This window comes from Paenibacillus sp. sg306046, assembly GCF_059821225.1.
Genome location: NZ_JCAMRT010000002.1, coordinates 270,034 through 285,700 on the forward strand (window position 1 = coordinate 270,034; position 15,667 = coordinate 285,700).

The window sequence follows — 15,667 nt, forward strand, 5'->3', positions numbered from 1 at the left end:
AGAGGATGAGTGGTCATGACGAAGGCAGGATTTCGGATTGAGAAGGATTTTCTGGGTACGAAGGAAGTGCCGCAGCATGCGTATTATGGCGTCCAGACGATGCGCGCCGTCGAAAATTTCCCGATTACCGGCTATCGCATCCACCAGGAGCTGATCGTGGCGATGGCGACCGTCAAGAAGGCGGCGGCGATCGCCAACATGGAGATTGGTCAATTGAAGAAGCAATTCGGCGATGTCATCGTGCAGGCAGCGGATGAAATTATCGCCGGTCAATGGCATGAGCAATTTATTGTTGATCCGATTCAGGGGGGCGCAGGCACCTCCATTAATATGAATACGAATGAAGTTATCGCAAATCGCGGCATCGAGCTGCTGGGCGGAGACAAAGGCAATTATTTCATGCTCAGCCCGAATACGCATGTCAATATGGCTCAATCGACGAACGATGCGTTTCCGACGGCGATCCATATCGCCGTGCTGCGGATGCTGGATCAATTGCTGGCTGTGCTGGCCGAGCTGCATGACAGCTTCCGCGCGAAGGCAGAGGCGTTTGACGGCATGATCAAGATGGGCCGCACCCATCTGCAGGACGGCGTGCCGATTCGGCTCGGCCAGGAATTTGAGGCGTACCGCCGCGTCTTGTCGCGGGATATAACGCGGATCGGCCAAACTCGCCAGCATCTGTATGAAATCAATATGGGTGCGACCGCTGTCGGCACCGGATTAAACGCGGACCCGCGTTATATTCATCGGGTTGCGGCGCTGCTGGCCGAATTGACCGGCTATCCGCTGCAAAGCGCCGAGCATCTTGTTGATGCGACGCAAAATACGGATGCGTATACCGAGGTGTCCGCTTCGTTGAAGGTTTGCATGATCAATATGTCCAAGATCGCCAACGATTTGCGTCTGATGGCGTCCGGGCCGCGCACAGGGTTGAATGAAATCAATTTGCCGGCCAGACAGCCCGGCTCCTCGATTATGCCGGGCAAAGTAAACCCGGTGATGTGTGAGGTCGTCAATCAGGTTGCATTTCAGGTGATCGGCAACGACCATACGATTTGCCTCGCATCCGAGGCGGGTCAGCTGGAGCTGAACGTGATGGAGCCGGTGCTCGTCTTTAACCTGCTGCAGTCGCTCAGCATGATGACACAGGTGTTCAAGGTGTTCAGGGTTCATTGCCTGGACGGCATCGAGCCGAATGTCGAGCGGATGCGGGATTACGTCGAACGCAGCGTCGGCGTCATTACGGCGCTGAATCCGCATCTCGGCTACGAGCCGGTTGCCCGGATTGCCCGCGAAGCGATCGAAACGGGCAAGTCTGTCCGCGAGCTGTGCCTGCTGTACGATGTGCTGCGCGAGGAGGAGCTGAATCTCATTCTCGATCCCTACGAGATGACGAATCCCGGCATTGCAGGCGCTGCTCTGCTGAACCGCGACCAGTCGGCCTCAGCCCCCGACGCCGCTGCTGACACAGCCAAGCCGAAGGCAGAGGAGTAAATTTCGGATCAGGGAGGTGAAGGCCGGGCAGCCGTTCCGTTCTTCACCTCCTCTCGCTTCAGAAGAGGTCCTGACGCTGGCGCTCCGGCGGCAGGATTTTTTGTTTTCTTTGCAAGGCAACAAAAAACAGCCTCTCGGCTGTTAGTTAAACGGCTGCAGCGCCTTGATTTCTTCGAGTGACATTTCCGTTGCGTCCGCGATCGTTTGCAGGTCTACGCCTTTTTCCAGCAGCTTGGCCGCAATTTGTGCACTTGTCTCTGCTTTGGCTTCTGCTTTGGCTTCTGCTTTTGCCTCTGCTTTTGCGCCTTCAATTCGCGTCTTTTCATCGCTGAGCGCCTTCATCCGGGCATCGTAGGCCATACGCGCCGCCGCATCCTGACTCAGAAACTCCAACGTATTCATCGCTTTTTTGAGCATTGCTCCTTCATGGTCAGCACCTCCCAAGCCTCCCCGGCCTCTCGAAACATACTGTTCAGAAATGCAAGCAGCACGTCATGACGCCTTCTTAAAGTATAGCATTTGTCCACAAATTAATGAATAAACTGGCAAGTACCCCACGGTAATTGTTTGGGAAAGACTTTTGCCCCGCAGTATCGTTCCCCTTACGTATCCTTCTCCGGTTCCTTGCAAACACTACAGGCAGCCATGTCAGGAGCAAAGGAATGAGGACTGTTGAACTGGAACCAAATCCGGTTGTACCGAAAGCAAGCCGCGAGGCTGATGTGCGGCGCGCTGCTGCTGTCCGCTGTGCTCCTCCCGCCGATTGATGCGGAAGCGGCTGCTCCGCGGGAAAGCGCGCGCAAGGCGGCCGAAGCTGAGCTGCTGATGGGACTGCAGGAAGAGGGCGTGTATATCGTCATTGAGAAAAAAGGCAATCGGCTGTCTGTGATCCACAACGGCCAGGTGCTGCGCACGATGTCGGTGGCAACCGGCAGACGTCCGGGCTTGACACCCTCAGGCACGTTTCGGATCGTGACGAAAATTGTAAAGCCATGGTATGTACGCAAGCAAATCCCCGGCGGCCATCCGTCCAACCCGCTCGGCTCCCGTTGGATGGGGCTGAGCGTGCCCGGCACAGGCGGCTACACGTATGGCATTCATGGAACGAATCGTCCATATGCGATCGGCTCCAGCGTTTCGTCAGGCTGTATCCGGATGCTTAACCGCGATGTGGAATGGCTATACCGCCATATGCCGCTGGGCACGGTTGTGCTGATTAAGGAATAAGCGGCGCAAGCTTGTTTTGGATACCCAAGGTACCCATAGAGTTGCCGTTCTCCATGTTTGTCCGTTTCCTAACTCTCTCTTCCAGCATTAACTATGGTAGGTCTGGAAGAGAGGGGGGGATAGATATGGCTAAGGATGTTATTACGATCACCTTTGTTCGCTGTGCTAACGGTCGGCGTATCATTACCGGCTTTTCGGTCATCGGCAGCGTGCGGCCTTGCCGCAGCTTGCTTGTGATCGGATTCAAGCTGGTGCCTTTGCTCCGCTGCCTGCTTTGCAACGGATTCCGTCTTGTGTGCCGCACCGACGGGCTGCTGGTGCTGCGTCGCGGCTAAGCAAACCTCTTGCTCGACTATCATGACATTGAAACAAGCCCGGCGCTTTTCTCGCGAAAAGCGCCGGGCTTGCCTGTGTGGAAGGACGGAGGATCAGCGAATCGTTTGAGTCTGAAGCGTCTGTGAACGCCTCAGCACAGCAGCGCGCCGAATTCATCCAGCCCTTCATGACCGACGGATCGAGCCCGAGTTAGAAGCCTTTGTATTGCGGCTCCTCGTTTTCCAGCTGCTGGACACGCGAATTGACCTGGTCCACGATTTGCTGCGTTTGCTTGGCGCAGTTCTCGAACAGCGACTTGGCCTCCTGATTTTGGGTGCCCAGTGCGAAGGTTTCGAGGCTGGCTTGTGCGCTTTTCAATGAAGCGAGCGTTGTTTTAACTTGTGATGCGACTGTCATGCGAATCACCTCCCGCCTCCTAATATGTTCAAAGTTGCTCGAACGATGAGTGTAAATATTATCCAGAACAGCCTGGCGCAACGCTGGTCATAATTTGCTCGGCACAGGCGCACCCTATCGTATATCAGCCTGTCGCCGGGTAGCAAGCCGGCCAGGTCAGCTGGGCAACACAAGCTTATTTCAGGCAAAGGGAGGAACCTGTTTTGGCAGACTGGCTGCATATTGCGGTCCGCTCTTTGGCGGCGGTCGTAATTTTATTTTCTATTACGCGGATTTTAGGCAAAAAGCAAATCTCGCAGCTTACCTTTTTCGAATATGTGACGGGGATTGCAATCGGGGAATTGGCAGGTTTTATTTCGACGGACATTGAGGCGCATTTTGTGCATGGCTTTATAGCCATTATGGTCTGGTTCCTTGTGCCGTTTCTGTTCGAGGGGCTTTCGCTCAAAAGCAAGCGGCTGCGGGAGTGGGTGGAAGGCAAGAGCACGGTGATGATTAAGGAAGGCAAGATTATGGAAGACAATTTGAAGAAGGAGCGGTATACGGCCGACGAGCTGATGGAGCAGCTGCGCACCAAAAATGTATTTCATGTCGCCGATGTCGAGTTTGCCGTGCTGGAGACAAGCGGGGAGCTGAATGTGCTGCTGAAGCGGGAAAATGAGCCGTTGACGCCGAAGCATCTGGGCATCAAGGTTGCGCCGTCGAGCGAGCCGCAGGCTGTGATCATCGACGGGAACATGCTGGACGAGCCGCTGGCTACAGCCGGTCTCAGCCGCGAATGGCTGCAAACGGAGCTGGAGAAAATAGGCGTAACCGTCGAAAATGTGTTTCTCGGACAAGCGGATAGCTACGGACAGCTGACCGTTGATCTGTACGATGACGTCGTCCAGGTGCCGCAACCGACTGTCAAGCCGCTGCTGCTGGCCACATTGAAAAAATGCGAGGCGGACTTAACCTTGTTCGGCTTAAGCACGCGGCAACCCGCGGCCAAGGCGATGTACGAGCAGGCGGCCGAACAGATGGCCGAAGTCATCCGCCAAGCCCGGCCGCTGTTGAACACATGAACATTTGAAGGGAGTTGCCCGCAAGATGTCCACAAAATCGAAAATGAAGAAGCTTACCTGGGTGCAGCAGGAGTATCAGGAGCTGGCAAAGCAGCGCGAGCCTGCCCGGCCGGTGCTGGTCAACTGCTTGCGGGCGTTTCTGGTAGGCGGGGTGATTTGTATAATCGGTCAGCTGGTGAAGGAAGGCTTTATGCATTGGTTTGACTTTGATCAGAAAACAGCCGGCGATCCGACGGTAGCGGTCATGATTTTCCTGTCGGTAGTGCTGACGAGCTTCGGCGTCTACGACAAGCTGGCCCAATGGGCCGGCGCAGGGTCGGCGGTGCCGGTGACAGGCTTCGCCAACTCGCTTTGCTCGGCCGCGCTGGAGCATAAAAGCGAAGGATACGTGCTCGGCGTCGGCGGCAACATGTTCAAGCTGGCCGGTTCGGTCATTGTGTTTGGTACGGTGGCCGCGTTTGTGATCGGACTTGTTCACTGGATGCTGGGCATAGGGGGGCAATAAGATGCTGAAGGGCCATCAAAGCTGGGAATTTGCCAGTAAACCGGTTATCTTGAGCACGGCGACGGTCGTCGGACCGGACGAAGGCGCGGGACCGCTGGGGGATCAGTTCGATATCGTACATGGGGATGCGTTGCTTGGCCAGGACAGCTGGGAGAAGGCGGAGAAAAAAATGCTGGAGGAAGCGGCTCAGCACGCGGTCCAGCAGGCAGGCTTGACCAAGGAGCATGTCCAGTTTTACGTCGGCGGCGATTTGATGAACCAGATTATAAGCAACAGCTTCGCTGTACGTACGATGCAGACGCCATATCTCGGTATTTTCGGTGCATGCTCGACGTCGATGGAGGGGCTGGCGATCGCGGCGATGATGGTGGACGGCGGCTATGCGCATGTGGCGATGGCGGGAACCTGCAGTCATAACTGCACGGCGGAGAAGCAATTTCGCTATCCGACGGAATACGGCTCGCAGAAGCCGCCTACGGCCCAATACACGGTGACCGGAGCTGGCTGTGCCGTTATCGGCCGCTCGGAAGCGGGGCAAGGACCGGTCATTACCGGCGCGACGATCGGACGGGTCGTCGATATGGGAATCAAGGACCCGTTTAATATGGGAGCTGCGATGGCGCCGGCTGCCGTAGATACGCTGCAGTCGCACTTCCGCGATTTCGACCGCGATCCCGGCTACTATGATCTGATTGTGACCGGGGACCTCGCGACCGTCGGGTATACGATTGCCGTTGATCTCTTAAACAAGCATGGCATCCCCATAGGTCATACGACTTATCAGGATTGCGGACTGATGATCTATGATGTCAATACGCAGCAGGTACAGGCCGGCGGAAGCGGCTGCGGCTGCTCGGCGACCGTTACCTACGGACATCTGTATAAGAAGCTGAAGAAAGGCGAGCTGCGGCGTATTCTGGTAGTGGCTACCGGAGCGTTGCTGTCGCCGTTGTCGTTTCAGCAAGGTGAAAGCATTCCCGGCATCGCACATGCGGTAGCTATTGAAAGCGAGGCGTAACAGGATGAACTGGATGCAATTTATGTGGGCATTTCTGATCGGAGGGGCAATTTGCGTGGTAGGCCAGCTGATGATTGACGTACTGCGGCTAACCCCGGCCCATACGATGAGCGCGCTGGTCGTAGGCGGAGCGATTGTGGAGGCCATTCCGTACGGGGACAAGGGACTGTATGACAAATTTATCGAATTTGCCGGCGCGGGCGCGACGGTGCCGATTACGAGCTTCGGCAATTCGCTTGTGAACGGCGCGCTCACCGAGCTGAAGGATCATGGCGTGGTCGGCATCATCACGGGCATTTTTCAGGTGACGAGCGCGGGCATATCCGCAGCGATTATTTTTTCTTTTTTGGCCGCGCTTGTGTTTAAGCCGCAAGGGTAACGCGGGCCGGACAAGCCGTCTCCCGCCGTGTCAGACCATGAGTGAAGGCTGTAAAAGCTCCTGAGCAGGAGCTTTTTTGCATTTCTCCAAACAAATTCATCTATTTTACACGTATACGGCCTTTTTTGAATCCGGTACAATGAAAAGTATGCTAGGATTGAACCTTTTTTTCTAAAATTTCGTAGAGTATGTGGTTATGTGCAACTGGCAAGTCATGGACACCAAAGGAGGAACGGCTGATGGAAACGATCATTCGAGATGATGTACAAGCGTTAACGCATATTCAAGCCAATCTGGAATCCTGCATTCTGGGGAAGTCCGATGAAATTTCATTGCTGCTGACCGCGATGCTGGCTGGAGGCCACGTCCTGCTTGAGGATGTGCCGGGTACCGGCAAAACAGTTCTGATTAAAGCGCTTGCCAAATCTATTCACGGCCAGTTCCGCCGCATTCAATGCAATCCGGATCTGCTGCCTACCGATATTACAGGCGTCTCTATTTACCATCCTAAGGATGAAGTTTTTATATTCCGCCCGGGTCCGATCATGACCCATATTTTGCTGGCGGATGAGATCAACCGGGCGACGACGAAAACGCAATCCGCGCTGCTGGAAGCGATGGAGGAGCGGTCAGTGACGGTCGACGGCGAAACCTATGCGCTGCCTAAGCCGTTTCTGCTGCTGGCGACGCAAAATCCGATTGACTTTGAAGGTACGTATACGCTGCCGGAGGCCCAGCTTGACCGGTTTATGATGAAGTTCAGCCTCGGCTACCCCGATGCGGAGACGGAAACAAGGATGATTGTTTCCCAGAGCGTCTCTCATCCGCTTGACGGGCTGGAGGCCGTGTCCAGCGTCGAGCAAATCTTATCGCTGCAGCAGCGCGTGAAGCAAATTCATCTGGAGGAGGCGGTGGCCGCGTATCTGGTTGCGATCACACGGGCGACACGCGAGCATCCTTCGCTGTATTTGGGGGCGAGTCCGCGGGCGACGCTGGCGCTCGTGCAAGCGTCCAAAGCTTATGCGCTGCTCCAGCAGCGCGAGTATGTGATCCCCGATGATATTAAATTTCTGGCGCCTTACGTGCTTGGACACCGGCTGATTTTGCAAGCGGAAGCGCGTATGGAAGGAGCGACGGTTGCTTCCGTGCTGCAATCGGTATTCCAGCAAGTGAAGGTTCCTGTACGTTGGGAGAAGTGACCCGGATGAGAACGATGCTCATGCAGAAATGGTCCGGCCGTCCCCGGTACGGACGCAAGTTCTGGGCGGTCGCCGCTTCCCTTGCCGGCAGTCTCGGCTTTCTGCTGTTTCAGGGGGGCAAGCTGGCGCTCATGTTGTTTGTCGTCATGCTGCTCCTGAGCATTTACTTGCTGCTGGGCCAATGGAGCGGCATCAAGCGTACGCAGGCGTCCCGCGTCATGCTGGCGACGGACGGCAGCACGACCTTTGAAGCGGGAACGACGCTGGGCGTGAAGGTGCAGCTGTCGATTCCCGGCTTCTGGCCGATCCCGTACGTGTTTGTCAAGGATCGGCTGCTGCAGCGAAACGGGCGTGAGCTGGCCTTCGAGACGACGCTTGTGCCTGACTGGCGGCGGCGCGCGGATTGGGAATACCGGACGCCGGCGATGCGCAGAGGACATTATACGTTTGAGCGGATCGAATGTGTGACCGAGGATATTTTTGGCCTGTTCGAGCATCGCGGGCAGGTGGAGCTGGCTCAACAAATTTCCGTGCTGCCGCAGACGGTCGTGATCCGCGACTGGCAGCAGCATAACCAGATGATGAAAGGGACCAACCATCATTCGACGACAACGCGGGCTGTCCGGGAGACGACGCAGATCAACGGGGTGCGGGAATATTTGTACGGCGACCGGATTTCGCGGATTCACTGGAATGCAACGGCCAAGACGGGCACCTGGAAGTCGAAGGAGTTCGAACGCGAATCGCTGCCGCGCACCTATATCATTTTGGACCGCGCGCAGCAGGCGTATGAGGATCAGGAGCAGTTTGAGCTGGCGGTGTCCATTGCCGCGTCGCTGTTTCAATACGGCTTGCACCGCGGGCTTGCGCTGGGACTCGTATCGAGCGGGAAGGAGACGACCTTGTTCGAAGCGCGTCACGGGCAACAGCAGCAGCAGCAGGTGCTGCAGCATTTGATCGACGTGGAGGCCGACAGCGCCGTGCCGCTGCGGGCGGTGCTCAAGGACAAGGTTCAGCAGCTTGTGCCCGGCAGCTTCCTGACGATCATCAGCGCCGCCTCCGGCGAGCCGATGCTGCAAGTGCTGCAATGGCTCAAGCAGCAGCAGATGAATCCGTGCCATATTTGGATTGCGCCCCCTGCAGTCCGGCATGACGGCTGGGTGCTGCAGCTGCAAAGCCGCGGCATCGGCTGTTATCCGATCCAGCAATTGAGTGAGCTGCCGGGGCTCTTGGGAGGGCGGAGCGCATGAGAGGAAGCCTGAAGGAATGGCGCAACAAGCTGCTGTTTCACGAGTGGCCGCACCGGCTGACGGTGCTGCTGTGCGGCGTGTTTTTATTGCAGCTGCTTTTCTGGTTCGAGAAGGAGGAGTACTGGCTGCTGCCGGAAACGGTCGGCGTCATGCTGTGGAGCCTGGCGGCGATTGCGGTGCTGGAGCATCTGACTGCGATGCACTGGCTGCTGCGCGGCGTGCTGCAGCTGGTCGCCATGATCGTTGTCCACAAGCAGGTGCTGGAGCGGTATGAAGTGATCGAGCCGATGACGTGGACCAGCTTTTTCACCTCGCGGCTGTTTTTGAACTTGTATGAGCTGACGCCGTACCTGTGGTTCGGGCTTGGGACGTGGGTCGCTTATTTGACGATGATCTGGTGGGTGGAGTCCAAGTGGCGCATCTATTTCCTGCTGGTGGCGAGCGTGCTCGCTTTATGTATCCGGGATTCGTTCTCTGCCGTCTACTTGTGGCCGCAGGTGGCGATGATGCTCGGCTGCGGGCTGTTCCTCGTGATTTTGGCGCATTTCCGCCGTCTCCGGCAAAAAGACCCGGCGGCCTGGCGCGAGCTGGCCGATTATCCGTTCTCGATCGGGGGGCCTGTCTTCGGGATGATTATCATCACGCTGCTGGTCGGGGTGGCGATGCCGGAGGTCAGTCCGACCTTCACTGATCCGTATACGGCCTGGCGCGCTTATCGCGGGGAGCCGATGAACTTCTCGACTGGGAAGGGCGTTCAGGTGGCGACAGCGCTCGATGCGATGGATGCGTCCTCGGGCTACAGCCGCAATGACCGGTTTCTCGGCAGCGGCTTTCAATTCGACTATTCGCCGGTGATGACGGTGGATACGACGCAGCGCGGCTACTGGCGAGGAGAGGCGCTGGCGCTTTATACAGGCCGCGGCTGGCAGGAGAACGAGCAGGACCGTGCCGCCGCCTGGACGCAGGTCAGGGCGGATACGCCGCTCGCGACGGATTTGAGGCTGCCTGGCGATCAGATGAAGACGCTGGAGGTCAGGCAAACGGTCACTTTGCTGACGGAGGATAAATATCCGGTGCTGTTTGGCGCCTACGCCGTCCAGCGAGTCATCGGTCTGAATGAAGGCCGGGCCGGCTTCGATGCGCTTCAGTGGTCGCCGTCGCAGGGCGAGCTGCGCTACAGCGAGCGCCAGCCGTATCCGAAGACGTATACGGTCGTGTCCCAGGTGCCGATCATTGATGAGGCCGCGCTGCGCAGCCTTCCGCGCACGACGCAGCAGCCGGAGCTGGCCCGTTACTTGCAGCTGCCGGAGCAGCTGCCGGAGCGGGTGCGCAAGCTGGCGCAGGACATTACGTTAACGGCCACAAATGACTATGACCGGGCCAAGCTGATCGAGCAATATTTGACGACGAATTTTACGTATACAAATAAGCCTGACTTGACGAAAGGACGCAGCCGCGATTTTGTCGACCGGTTTCTGTTCGAAATTATGGAAGGCTATTGCGATTATTTCTCAACGTCAATGGCTGTAATGGCCCGATCGGTCGGACTGCCGACCCGTTGGGTCAAAGGCTATTCCTCCGGTACGACTTCCATCGAGGAGCCGAGCTTCGGGCTTATGCCGGAGGAGCTGATGGACCCGAACGGCGCCGGTTTGTATACGGTGCGCAACTCGGACGCCCATTCGTGGGTCGAGGTGTATTTCAGCGGCTACGGCTGGGTACCGTTCGAGCCGACGGCCGGGTTCTCGATGCCGCGGGCGCTGCCGGTGGAGGAGCCTGTTCTCGACTCAACCCCTGTCGTGCCGCAGCCGGAAGCTGCGCCTGCGACAGCAGCCGCTGTCGTGGAGCCGCATTATTATCTCATCGGCAGCAGCGTGCTGGCCGCTGTGGCTTTGCTGGCCCTCGCCATCTGGCGCTGGCAGCTGATCGAGCTGCTGCGGGAGCGGGCGCGCCGCCGCCGGGCTTCACAGCTCAAGCAGAAGCTGGTCGTCGAATGCGAGCGCCTGCTGCGTATTTTCCGCCGCAACGGCTACGTTCGCGAGGAGCATGAAACGCTGCGCGAGGCTGTGCGGCGCTGGACAACGACAAGCCGCTGGATGAAGGGCGAGCTGGACATCGTCCTCCGCAACTTCGAGAAGGCGAAGTACGGCAAGGAAGAAATTACGGAGCAGGATTGGCTCCAGACGACGCAAATCGTTGAGAAGCTGCGTTCGCAGCTGTAAGCCCCGCGTGCACAAATGAAACGCGTAACAAATGAAAGCCGCCAACTCCCCGATGAAACGGAGGGATTGGCGGCTTTTTGCTTTGGCTATTGCAGAGAGCTCGTTACAGCGGCCGCAGCTCGGAGGCGATATCCGCTGCGGCTTGCCGGTCGGCGCTTTTGGGCGGCTGCTTGCGGTAATCGCTTGGCGTCAGCCCCGTATGCTTCTTGAACTGCCGATAAAAATAGGAATCGCTTGTAAAGCCGGTTTTCTCCGCAATGTCGGCGACGGACAGAGCGGTGCCAAGCAGCAGCTCACGCGCCCGGGCCATCCGCACCTCCTGAATAAACTCAGGCAGACTGGTCAGGCAATGCTGCTTGTACAAGCGGCTTACATAAATCGGCGACATATCCAGCTCATCCCCGATCGAGTTCAGCGACAAGCTCTGGTCGCCGTAATCCCGCTGCACGATGGCGTGGATGCGCTGGATCAGCTCCACATGCTTGAGGCTTCGCTTTGCCTCCAGCCTTGCTTGCAGGTCATCAAAAAGCTGATAAAAATGCGCGTGAAGCTCGTCAATCGTTTCCGCTTGATGAAGCGAGCCGGTAATCGTCGTGTCCAAAATCAACGGCGAAGCTACCGCCTGATTGGCGTTCAGCGTATTCAGGACATGCGCAACAGACAGCGTCAGATGAGAAATGGCAAGCTGCACGACCGCATACGGGAAGGAGGCTGTTTCCTGAACAATTTCGGTGTAGATCGTACGCGCGCCCGCCGCGTTGCCGCTCATCAGGCAGTTTACCAGCTGCTTTTCCTTGTGCACCGGGAACTTATACGGCTTCGCTGGACTGCTCATCCAGTCCTCCGCCTCGATCACACAGCCATGGCCGCGAAATAAACGTTGACGTGACGCCTCCAGCAGCTGCGGGTACAAGGCGAGACTGGCGGCAGCTCCGGCTTGCCAGGCGCCGATGGTAACCGATACGGACAGCTTCATGTAATCGCCAATGGCAGCTTGCAGCTGCCGCAGCATTGCAGTCAGCGCTGCCGGGTCAGGCGGCTCTTCCGTATCGCCAGCGGCCAGCACAAGCAGCACGTGATCCTCTCCCATGTCGATTGTCTCCGCTTCATAGCGGGCGGCGGCCGCAATTTCTGCGCCAATATTCATCATGCCGTAACGCAGCAGCTTGAACTGCTCTCCGTACCGCGACAATTGGTCCTGGTAATGATCGACCTGCACAAGCATCAGCAGCGACGGCTTGCCGAGCTGCAGCCTGGAGCCGAAGTACAGCAGCTTTTCCTGCAGCTGGCTGTTCGAATAAGGCTCCCGTCCGAGGCACATATTCCTCAGGAAATGCTGCCGCAACACATGCAGATGGTCCCGCTGCTCGCTCTCCAGCGTTCGCAGCTGCCGCAGCACCTTGTCAATCGGACCAAACAGCCTGCGGGATGCCAGCACTGAAGCCAGCAGGCCGGCCGCGAGAATCGCCAGTCCGATGACGATGGTTTTGAGCCGCATGTCGCGGATTTCCCGGGTAATGACGGCATAAGGCGTCACCCGCAAATACCGCCAGCCCAGCTCGTCCGGGGCGGTGTAGGAGACAAGAGAGGGGGTCCCGTCGATGTCCTCGACCATGTAGCCAGGCTCGGGAGGAGCGGCCAACATCTGCTGCACATAGCTTTTCGTCGCATAATCGCTTAGCAGCGGGTTCGCTCCGTCGGTGGACAGCAATCTTCCTTGCGGGCCGATGATCATCTCACTGTGGGCAAGCTCGCTGGCCGACCGCTCAATATACGTATTGATAAACGCTTCGGAGATGTTGACAACGACGGCGGAGCTGAGCGTTTTAGTCACATTAATCGCGTCGTAGCAGAGAAAGGAATAGTAGCCGGCCGGCGTGGCCGGCTGCGCGGACCCGACCGGCTTCATCAGCCGGGGCACCGGAACAAACGGCGCATAATCCTGCACATGCCGGAGAATGTCGATCATGCTCGGGTCGCCGAGCGTGTCAGCGGTCTGAATGCCGCTTTGCGCGTTGCTTGAGCTGACATAAAACAGCCCGGATGCGGCATTGTACACATAGATGGATTCGATAAAGGGCATCGCAAGGCGATAGTTGTTCAACTGCTCCATTGCACTGGTCACATCATAAATATCCGGCTTGTCATAATACATCAGTTTGCTGACGACAAAGTCGCGGTAAATTTGAAAGGACAGCGAGGTGGCGGTCGCAGACACCTTGCGAATTTCCTGACTTGTCTGCAGCAGGCTGTTGGAATCCGATTCGTAGACTTGCCGGAGGGCAATTTCCTCGAAGCTGACATAAAGGATTGTTGTCGAGACGAGCAAGGTAATGACAACCGACAAAATGATGCCGGTCAGCAGCTTCCGGTACATCCGATAGTTGTCCGCCGTTCCGCGCATCGTCCCCGCCTCCTCCATCTCCTTTGGTAGCCACAGTATAGCGTACCTCGGATATTGTGGCAACGCATACAAGCCGCTGAAAACTGTGAAAATCCTCCAGAAGTCAACAGAGTCCATGAATCTTTAGAAAGTGCATATCCAGCCAGCAGCGCAAACCGCCGCAACTTCATAATTCGTGCAACATTTTCAGTACCGCTGCAGGCAGCGGGCCGATATAATCCTGTACATAAAGTGATTGCCGATCCCGAAGACTGGAGGAATTCCGTATGAAGCAAAGGCAAGGCTTCACCCATGAGTTCATCAAAAACAGGTGGCTGTTTCTGATGGTCGCGCCCGCCGTCCTGTATTTTTTCATTAACTCCTACGTACCGATGGTTGGCATTTATTACGCCTTCACCAGCTTTGACTTTAACGGAGGCTTATTCGGAAGTCCGTTTGTCGGGCTCGATAACTTCGTCTTTTTATGGAAGTCCGGTGCGTTATGGAAGCTTACCCGCAACACGGTTGGTTACAATCTTGCGTTTATTGTGCTGGTGAACGGGGCGGCGATATTTTGCGCGATTTTGCTGAGCGAGATGCGCGGCAGGTGGTTTAAGAAGCTTACCCAATCCGTGATGTTTTTGCCGTACTTCATCTCGTTTGTACTGCTGAGTGCAATCGCTTACAACATGTTTAATTATGAAACCGGGTTTGTGAACGCGCTGCTCAAGGGAATGGGGGGCGAGCCGGTGGACATGTACAACCAGCCATTTGTCTGGATCGTGCTGCTGGTCGTCTTTTATGTATGGAAAAATCTCGGTTATACGATGGTCATTTATTTGGCGGCGATTACGGGAATTAGTGACGATTATTATGAAGCGGCCAAAATTGACGGAGCAAACATCTGGCAGCGAATCTGGTATATTACCGTCCCGATGCTCAAGCCGACCTTTATGATTTTGCTGCTGTTTGCGCTCGGGAGCATTATGAAGGGGCAGTTCGACCTGTTTTATCAGCTGATCGGCAATAACGGGATGCTGTATGAGACGACGGACATTCTTGATACTTATGTATTCCGCTCGCTGAAGGTGACCTTTGATATCGGGATGGCGACGGCCGCAGGCTTGTTCCAGTCGTTTTTTGGCTTCCTCCTCATCATAACGGTCAATGCGTGGATTCGCCGTACGAATGAAGAATATGCATTGTTTTAAATGATTCACGAGGGGGGATTGAATGTGCAGGTACAGCGAGACGATTCTGTCGCGTTCCGGCTGTTAGCGTACGGCTGCATGACGGTGCTGTCGCTTGTTTGCTTATTTCCGTTTGCGCTGATCGTATCCGGCTCCTTGACGGACAATGATTCGATCGTACGCGACGGCTATCACCTTATTCCGCAGGTGTTTTCCTTCTCCGCGTATGAGGCGATTTTGACCTTTCCGCAGCAGGTGCTGCGCGCTTACGGCGTGACCACGTTCGTAACGGTAACCGGCACGGCGTGCGGGCTGCTGCTGATGACGATGGCCGGATACGTGCTGCAGCGCAAGGATTTCAAGTACCGCAACCAGTTGTCCTTCTACTTTTATTTTACGACGCTGTTTGGAGGCGGGCTTGTGCCGTGGTACATTATGATGACTAAATATTTACAGGTGACCGATACGTACTTCGGTCTCATTTTCCCCGGCTTGATGACGCCGTTTCTGATCATCCTGATGCGCAGCTTTATTAAGTCGGCGGTGCCGGAGGAGCTGACCGAGTCGTCCAAACTCGACGGGGCGGGAGACTTTACGATCTATTGGCGCATTGTGCTGCCGCTTTCGATGCCGGGGATTGCGACGGTCGGTCTGTTTCTGGCACTCGGCTACTGGAATAGCTGGCTGTCCTCGTCCCTGTTCATCAATGATCCTTATAAATATGAGCTGCAATATTATTTGTACAACATTATCAATGCGGCTAACTTCATTTCGCAGCTTGGGGTCAGCACCGGCGTAACGCTGGGGCGGCCGATTCCGACCGAATCGACGAAGCTGGCGATGGCGCTGATTGTAACGGGGCCGATTTTATTTTTGTACCCGTTCGTCCAGCGATTTTTCGTCAAAGGACTGACGATCGGTGCGGTGAAGGGTTAACACGGAACCGGATTCGTCCGGCCGTTAACATAATGCTGCTGATCCGAAAAAAAGGGAGGATTTGT

General features: G+C 56.3%; 15 protein-coding genes. 12 read left to right on the forward strand and 3 right to left on the reverse strand.

What is annotated here, in order from left to right; all coding sequences use genetic code 11:
• Positions 1-15 precede the first annotated feature (15 nt).
• A complete protein-coding gene (gene aspA / locus AC6ROY_RS03125) occupies positions 16-1,497 on the forward strand; it encodes an aspartate ammonia-lyase (protein ID WP_500098520.1) in 1,482 nt (493 codons plus the stop codon).
• A 141-nt stretch (positions 1,498-1,638) separates the two neighbouring features.
• Here aspA and AC6ROY_RS03130 read toward each other — a convergent pair whose 3' ends face one another.
• Positions 1,639-1,914: an Rpn/YhgA-type helix-turn-helix domain-containing protein gene (locus AC6ROY_RS03130; protein ID WP_500098521.1), complete on the reverse strand. Its 276-nt coding sequence runs from the start codon at positions 1,912-1,914 to the stop codon at positions 1,639-1,641.
• A gap of 255 nt (positions 1,915-2,169) precedes the next feature.
• On the opposite strand from AC6ROY_RS03130, the gene AC6ROY_RS03135 reads away from it, so the two are divergent.
• Positions 2,170-2,724 carry a L,D-transpeptidase gene (locus AC6ROY_RS03135; protein WP_500098522.1) on the forward strand — a complete coding sequence of 185 codons (555 nt, stop codon included), beginning with the start codon at positions 2,170-2,172 and terminating at the stop codon, positions 2,722-2,724.
• Between the two features lie 125 nt (positions 2,725-2,849).
• Complete coding sequence (locus tag AC6ROY_RS03140; protein ID WP_500098523.1) at positions 2,850-3,059, forward strand: hypothetical protein; 210 nt, start codon at positions 2,850-2,852, stop codon at positions 3,057-3,059.
• A gap of 190 nt (positions 3,060-3,249) precedes the next feature.
• Here AC6ROY_RS03140 and AC6ROY_RS03145 read toward each other — a convergent pair whose 3' ends face one another.
• Positions 3,250-3,456, reverse strand: coding sequence for a DUF1657 domain-containing protein (locus AC6ROY_RS03145; RefSeq protein WP_159886525.1), 207 nt, complete (start codon positions 3,454-3,456; stop codon positions 3,250-3,252).
• Between the two features lie 203 nt (positions 3,457-3,659).
• Between AC6ROY_RS03145 and AC6ROY_RS03150 the strand changes: the two genes are divergently transcribed.
• From AC6ROY_RS03150 to AC6ROY_RS03180, 7 genes are all read left to right on the forward strand, one after another.
• Complete coding sequence (locus AC6ROY_RS03150) at positions 3,660-4,520, forward strand: DUF421 domain-containing protein (RefSeq protein ID WP_500098524.1); 861 nt, start codon at positions 3,660-3,662, stop codon at positions 4,518-4,520.
• Between the two features lie 25 nt (positions 4,521-4,545).
• Positions 4,546-5,025 carry a stage V sporulation protein AC gene (gene spoVAC, locus AC6ROY_RS03155; protein ID WP_500098525.1) on the forward strand — a complete coding sequence of 160 codons (480 nt, stop codon included), beginning with the start codon at positions 4,546-4,548 and terminating at the stop codon, positions 5,023-5,025.
• A 1-nt stretch (position 5,026) separates the two neighbouring features.
• Positions 5,027-6,043 carry a stage V sporulation protein AD gene (gene spoVAD / locus AC6ROY_RS03160; RefSeq protein WP_500098526.1) on the forward strand — a complete coding sequence of 339 codons (1,017 nt, stop codon included), beginning with the start codon at positions 5,027-5,029 and terminating at the stop codon, positions 6,041-6,043.
• A gap of 13 nt (positions 6,044-6,056) precedes the next feature.
• A complete protein-coding gene (gene spoVAE / locus AC6ROY_RS03165) occupies positions 6,057-6,422 on the forward strand; it encodes a stage V sporulation protein AE (protein WP_500098655.1) in 366 nt (121 codons plus the stop codon).
• 239 nt (positions 6,423-6,661) lie between these two features.
• The gene (locus AC6ROY_RS03170) at positions 6,662-7,621 is read left to right on the forward strand and encodes an AAA family ATPase (RefSeq protein ID WP_500098527.1); all 960 of its coding nucleotides are present in this window, start codon (positions 6,662-6,664) and stop codon (positions 7,619-7,621) included.
• Between the two features lie 5 nt (positions 7,622-7,626).
• Positions 7,627-8,871: a DUF58 domain-containing protein gene (locus AC6ROY_RS03175; protein ID WP_500098528.1), complete on the forward strand. Its 1,245-nt coding sequence runs from the start codon at positions 7,627-7,629 to the stop codon at positions 8,869-8,871.
• Entirely contained in the window at positions 8,868-11,093 is a 2,226-nt protein-coding gene (locus AC6ROY_RS03180; RefSeq protein WP_500098529.1) for a transglutaminase TgpA family protein, read from the forward strand. The genes AC6ROY_RS03175 and AC6ROY_RS03180 overlap by 4 nt, the downstream gene beginning before the upstream one ends.
• Before the next feature lie 103 nt (positions 11,094-11,196).
• Here AC6ROY_RS03180 and AC6ROY_RS03185 read toward each other — a convergent pair whose 3' ends face one another.
• Positions 11,197-13,497 carry a helix-turn-helix domain-containing protein gene (locus AC6ROY_RS03185; RefSeq protein ID WP_500098530.1) on the reverse strand — a complete coding sequence of 767 codons (2,301 nt, stop codon included), beginning with the start codon at positions 13,495-13,497 and terminating at the stop codon, positions 11,197-11,199.
• 266 nt (positions 13,498-13,763) lie between these two features.
• Between AC6ROY_RS03185 and AC6ROY_RS03190 the strand changes: the two genes are divergently transcribed.
• Entirely contained in the window at positions 13,764-14,687 is a 924-nt protein-coding gene (locus AC6ROY_RS03190) for an ABC transporter permease (RefSeq protein ID WP_500098531.1), read from the forward strand.
• A gap of 78 nt (positions 14,688-14,765) precedes the next feature.
• The gene (locus AC6ROY_RS03195; protein WP_500098656.1) at positions 14,766-15,602 is read left to right on the forward strand and encodes a carbohydrate ABC transporter permease; all 837 of its coding nucleotides are present in this window, start codon (positions 14,766-14,768) and stop codon (positions 15,600-15,602) included.
• Positions 15,603-15,667 lie beyond the last annotated feature (65 nt).

Bases quoted from the DNA above. Each gene is read 5' to 3' on its own strand.
- AC6ROY_RS03170 (WP_500098527.1), top strand. From the start codon at position 6,662: ATGGAAACGATCATTCGAGATGATGTACAAGCGTTAACGCATATTCAA.
- spoVAD (WP_500098526.1), top strand. From the start codon at position 5,027: ATGCTGAAGGGCCATCAAAGCTGGGAATTTGCCAGTAAACCGGTTATC.
- AC6ROY_RS03180 (WP_500098529.1), top strand. From the start codon at position 8,868: ATGAGAGGAAGCCTGAAGGAATGGCGCAACAAGCTGCTGTTTCACGAG.
- spoVAE (WP_500098655.1), top strand. From the start codon at position 6,057: ATGCAATTTATGTGGGCATTTCTGATCGGAGGGGCAATTTGCGTGGTA.
- AC6ROY_RS03195 (WP_500098656.1), top strand. From the start codon at position 14,766: ATGACGGTGCTGTCGCTTGTTTGCTTATTTCCGTTTGCGCTGATCGTA.
- AC6ROY_RS03185 (WP_500098530.1), bottom strand. From the start codon at position 13,497: ATGCGCGGAACGGCGGACAACTATCGGATGTACCGGAAGCTGCTGACC.
- AC6ROY_RS03130 (WP_500098521.1), bottom strand. From the start codon at position 1,914: ATGCTCAAAAAAGCGATGAATACGTTGGAGTTTCTGAGTCAGGATGCG.
- AC6ROY_RS03175 (WP_500098528.1), top strand. From the start codon at position 7,627: ATGAGAACGATGCTCATGCAGAAATGGTCCGGCCGTCCCCGGTACGGA.
- aspA (WP_500098520.1), top strand. From the start codon at position 16: ATGACGAAGGCAGGATTTCGGATTGAGAAGGATTTTCTGGGTACGAAG.
- spoVAC (WP_500098525.1), top strand. From the start codon at position 4,546: ATGTCCACAAAATCGAAAATGAAGAAGCTTACCTGGGTGCAGCAGGAG.
- AC6ROY_RS03190 (WP_500098531.1), top strand. From the start codon at position 13,764: ATGAAGCAAAGGCAAGGCTTCACCCATGAGTTCATCAAAAACAGGTGG.
- AC6ROY_RS03145 (WP_159886525.1), bottom strand. From the start codon at position 3,456: ATGACAGTCGCATCACAAGTTAAAACAACGCTCGCTTCATTGAAAAGC.
- AC6ROY_RS03140 (WP_500098523.1), top strand. From the start codon at position 2,850: ATGGCTAAGGATGTTATTACGATCACCTTTGTTCGCTGTGCTAACGGT.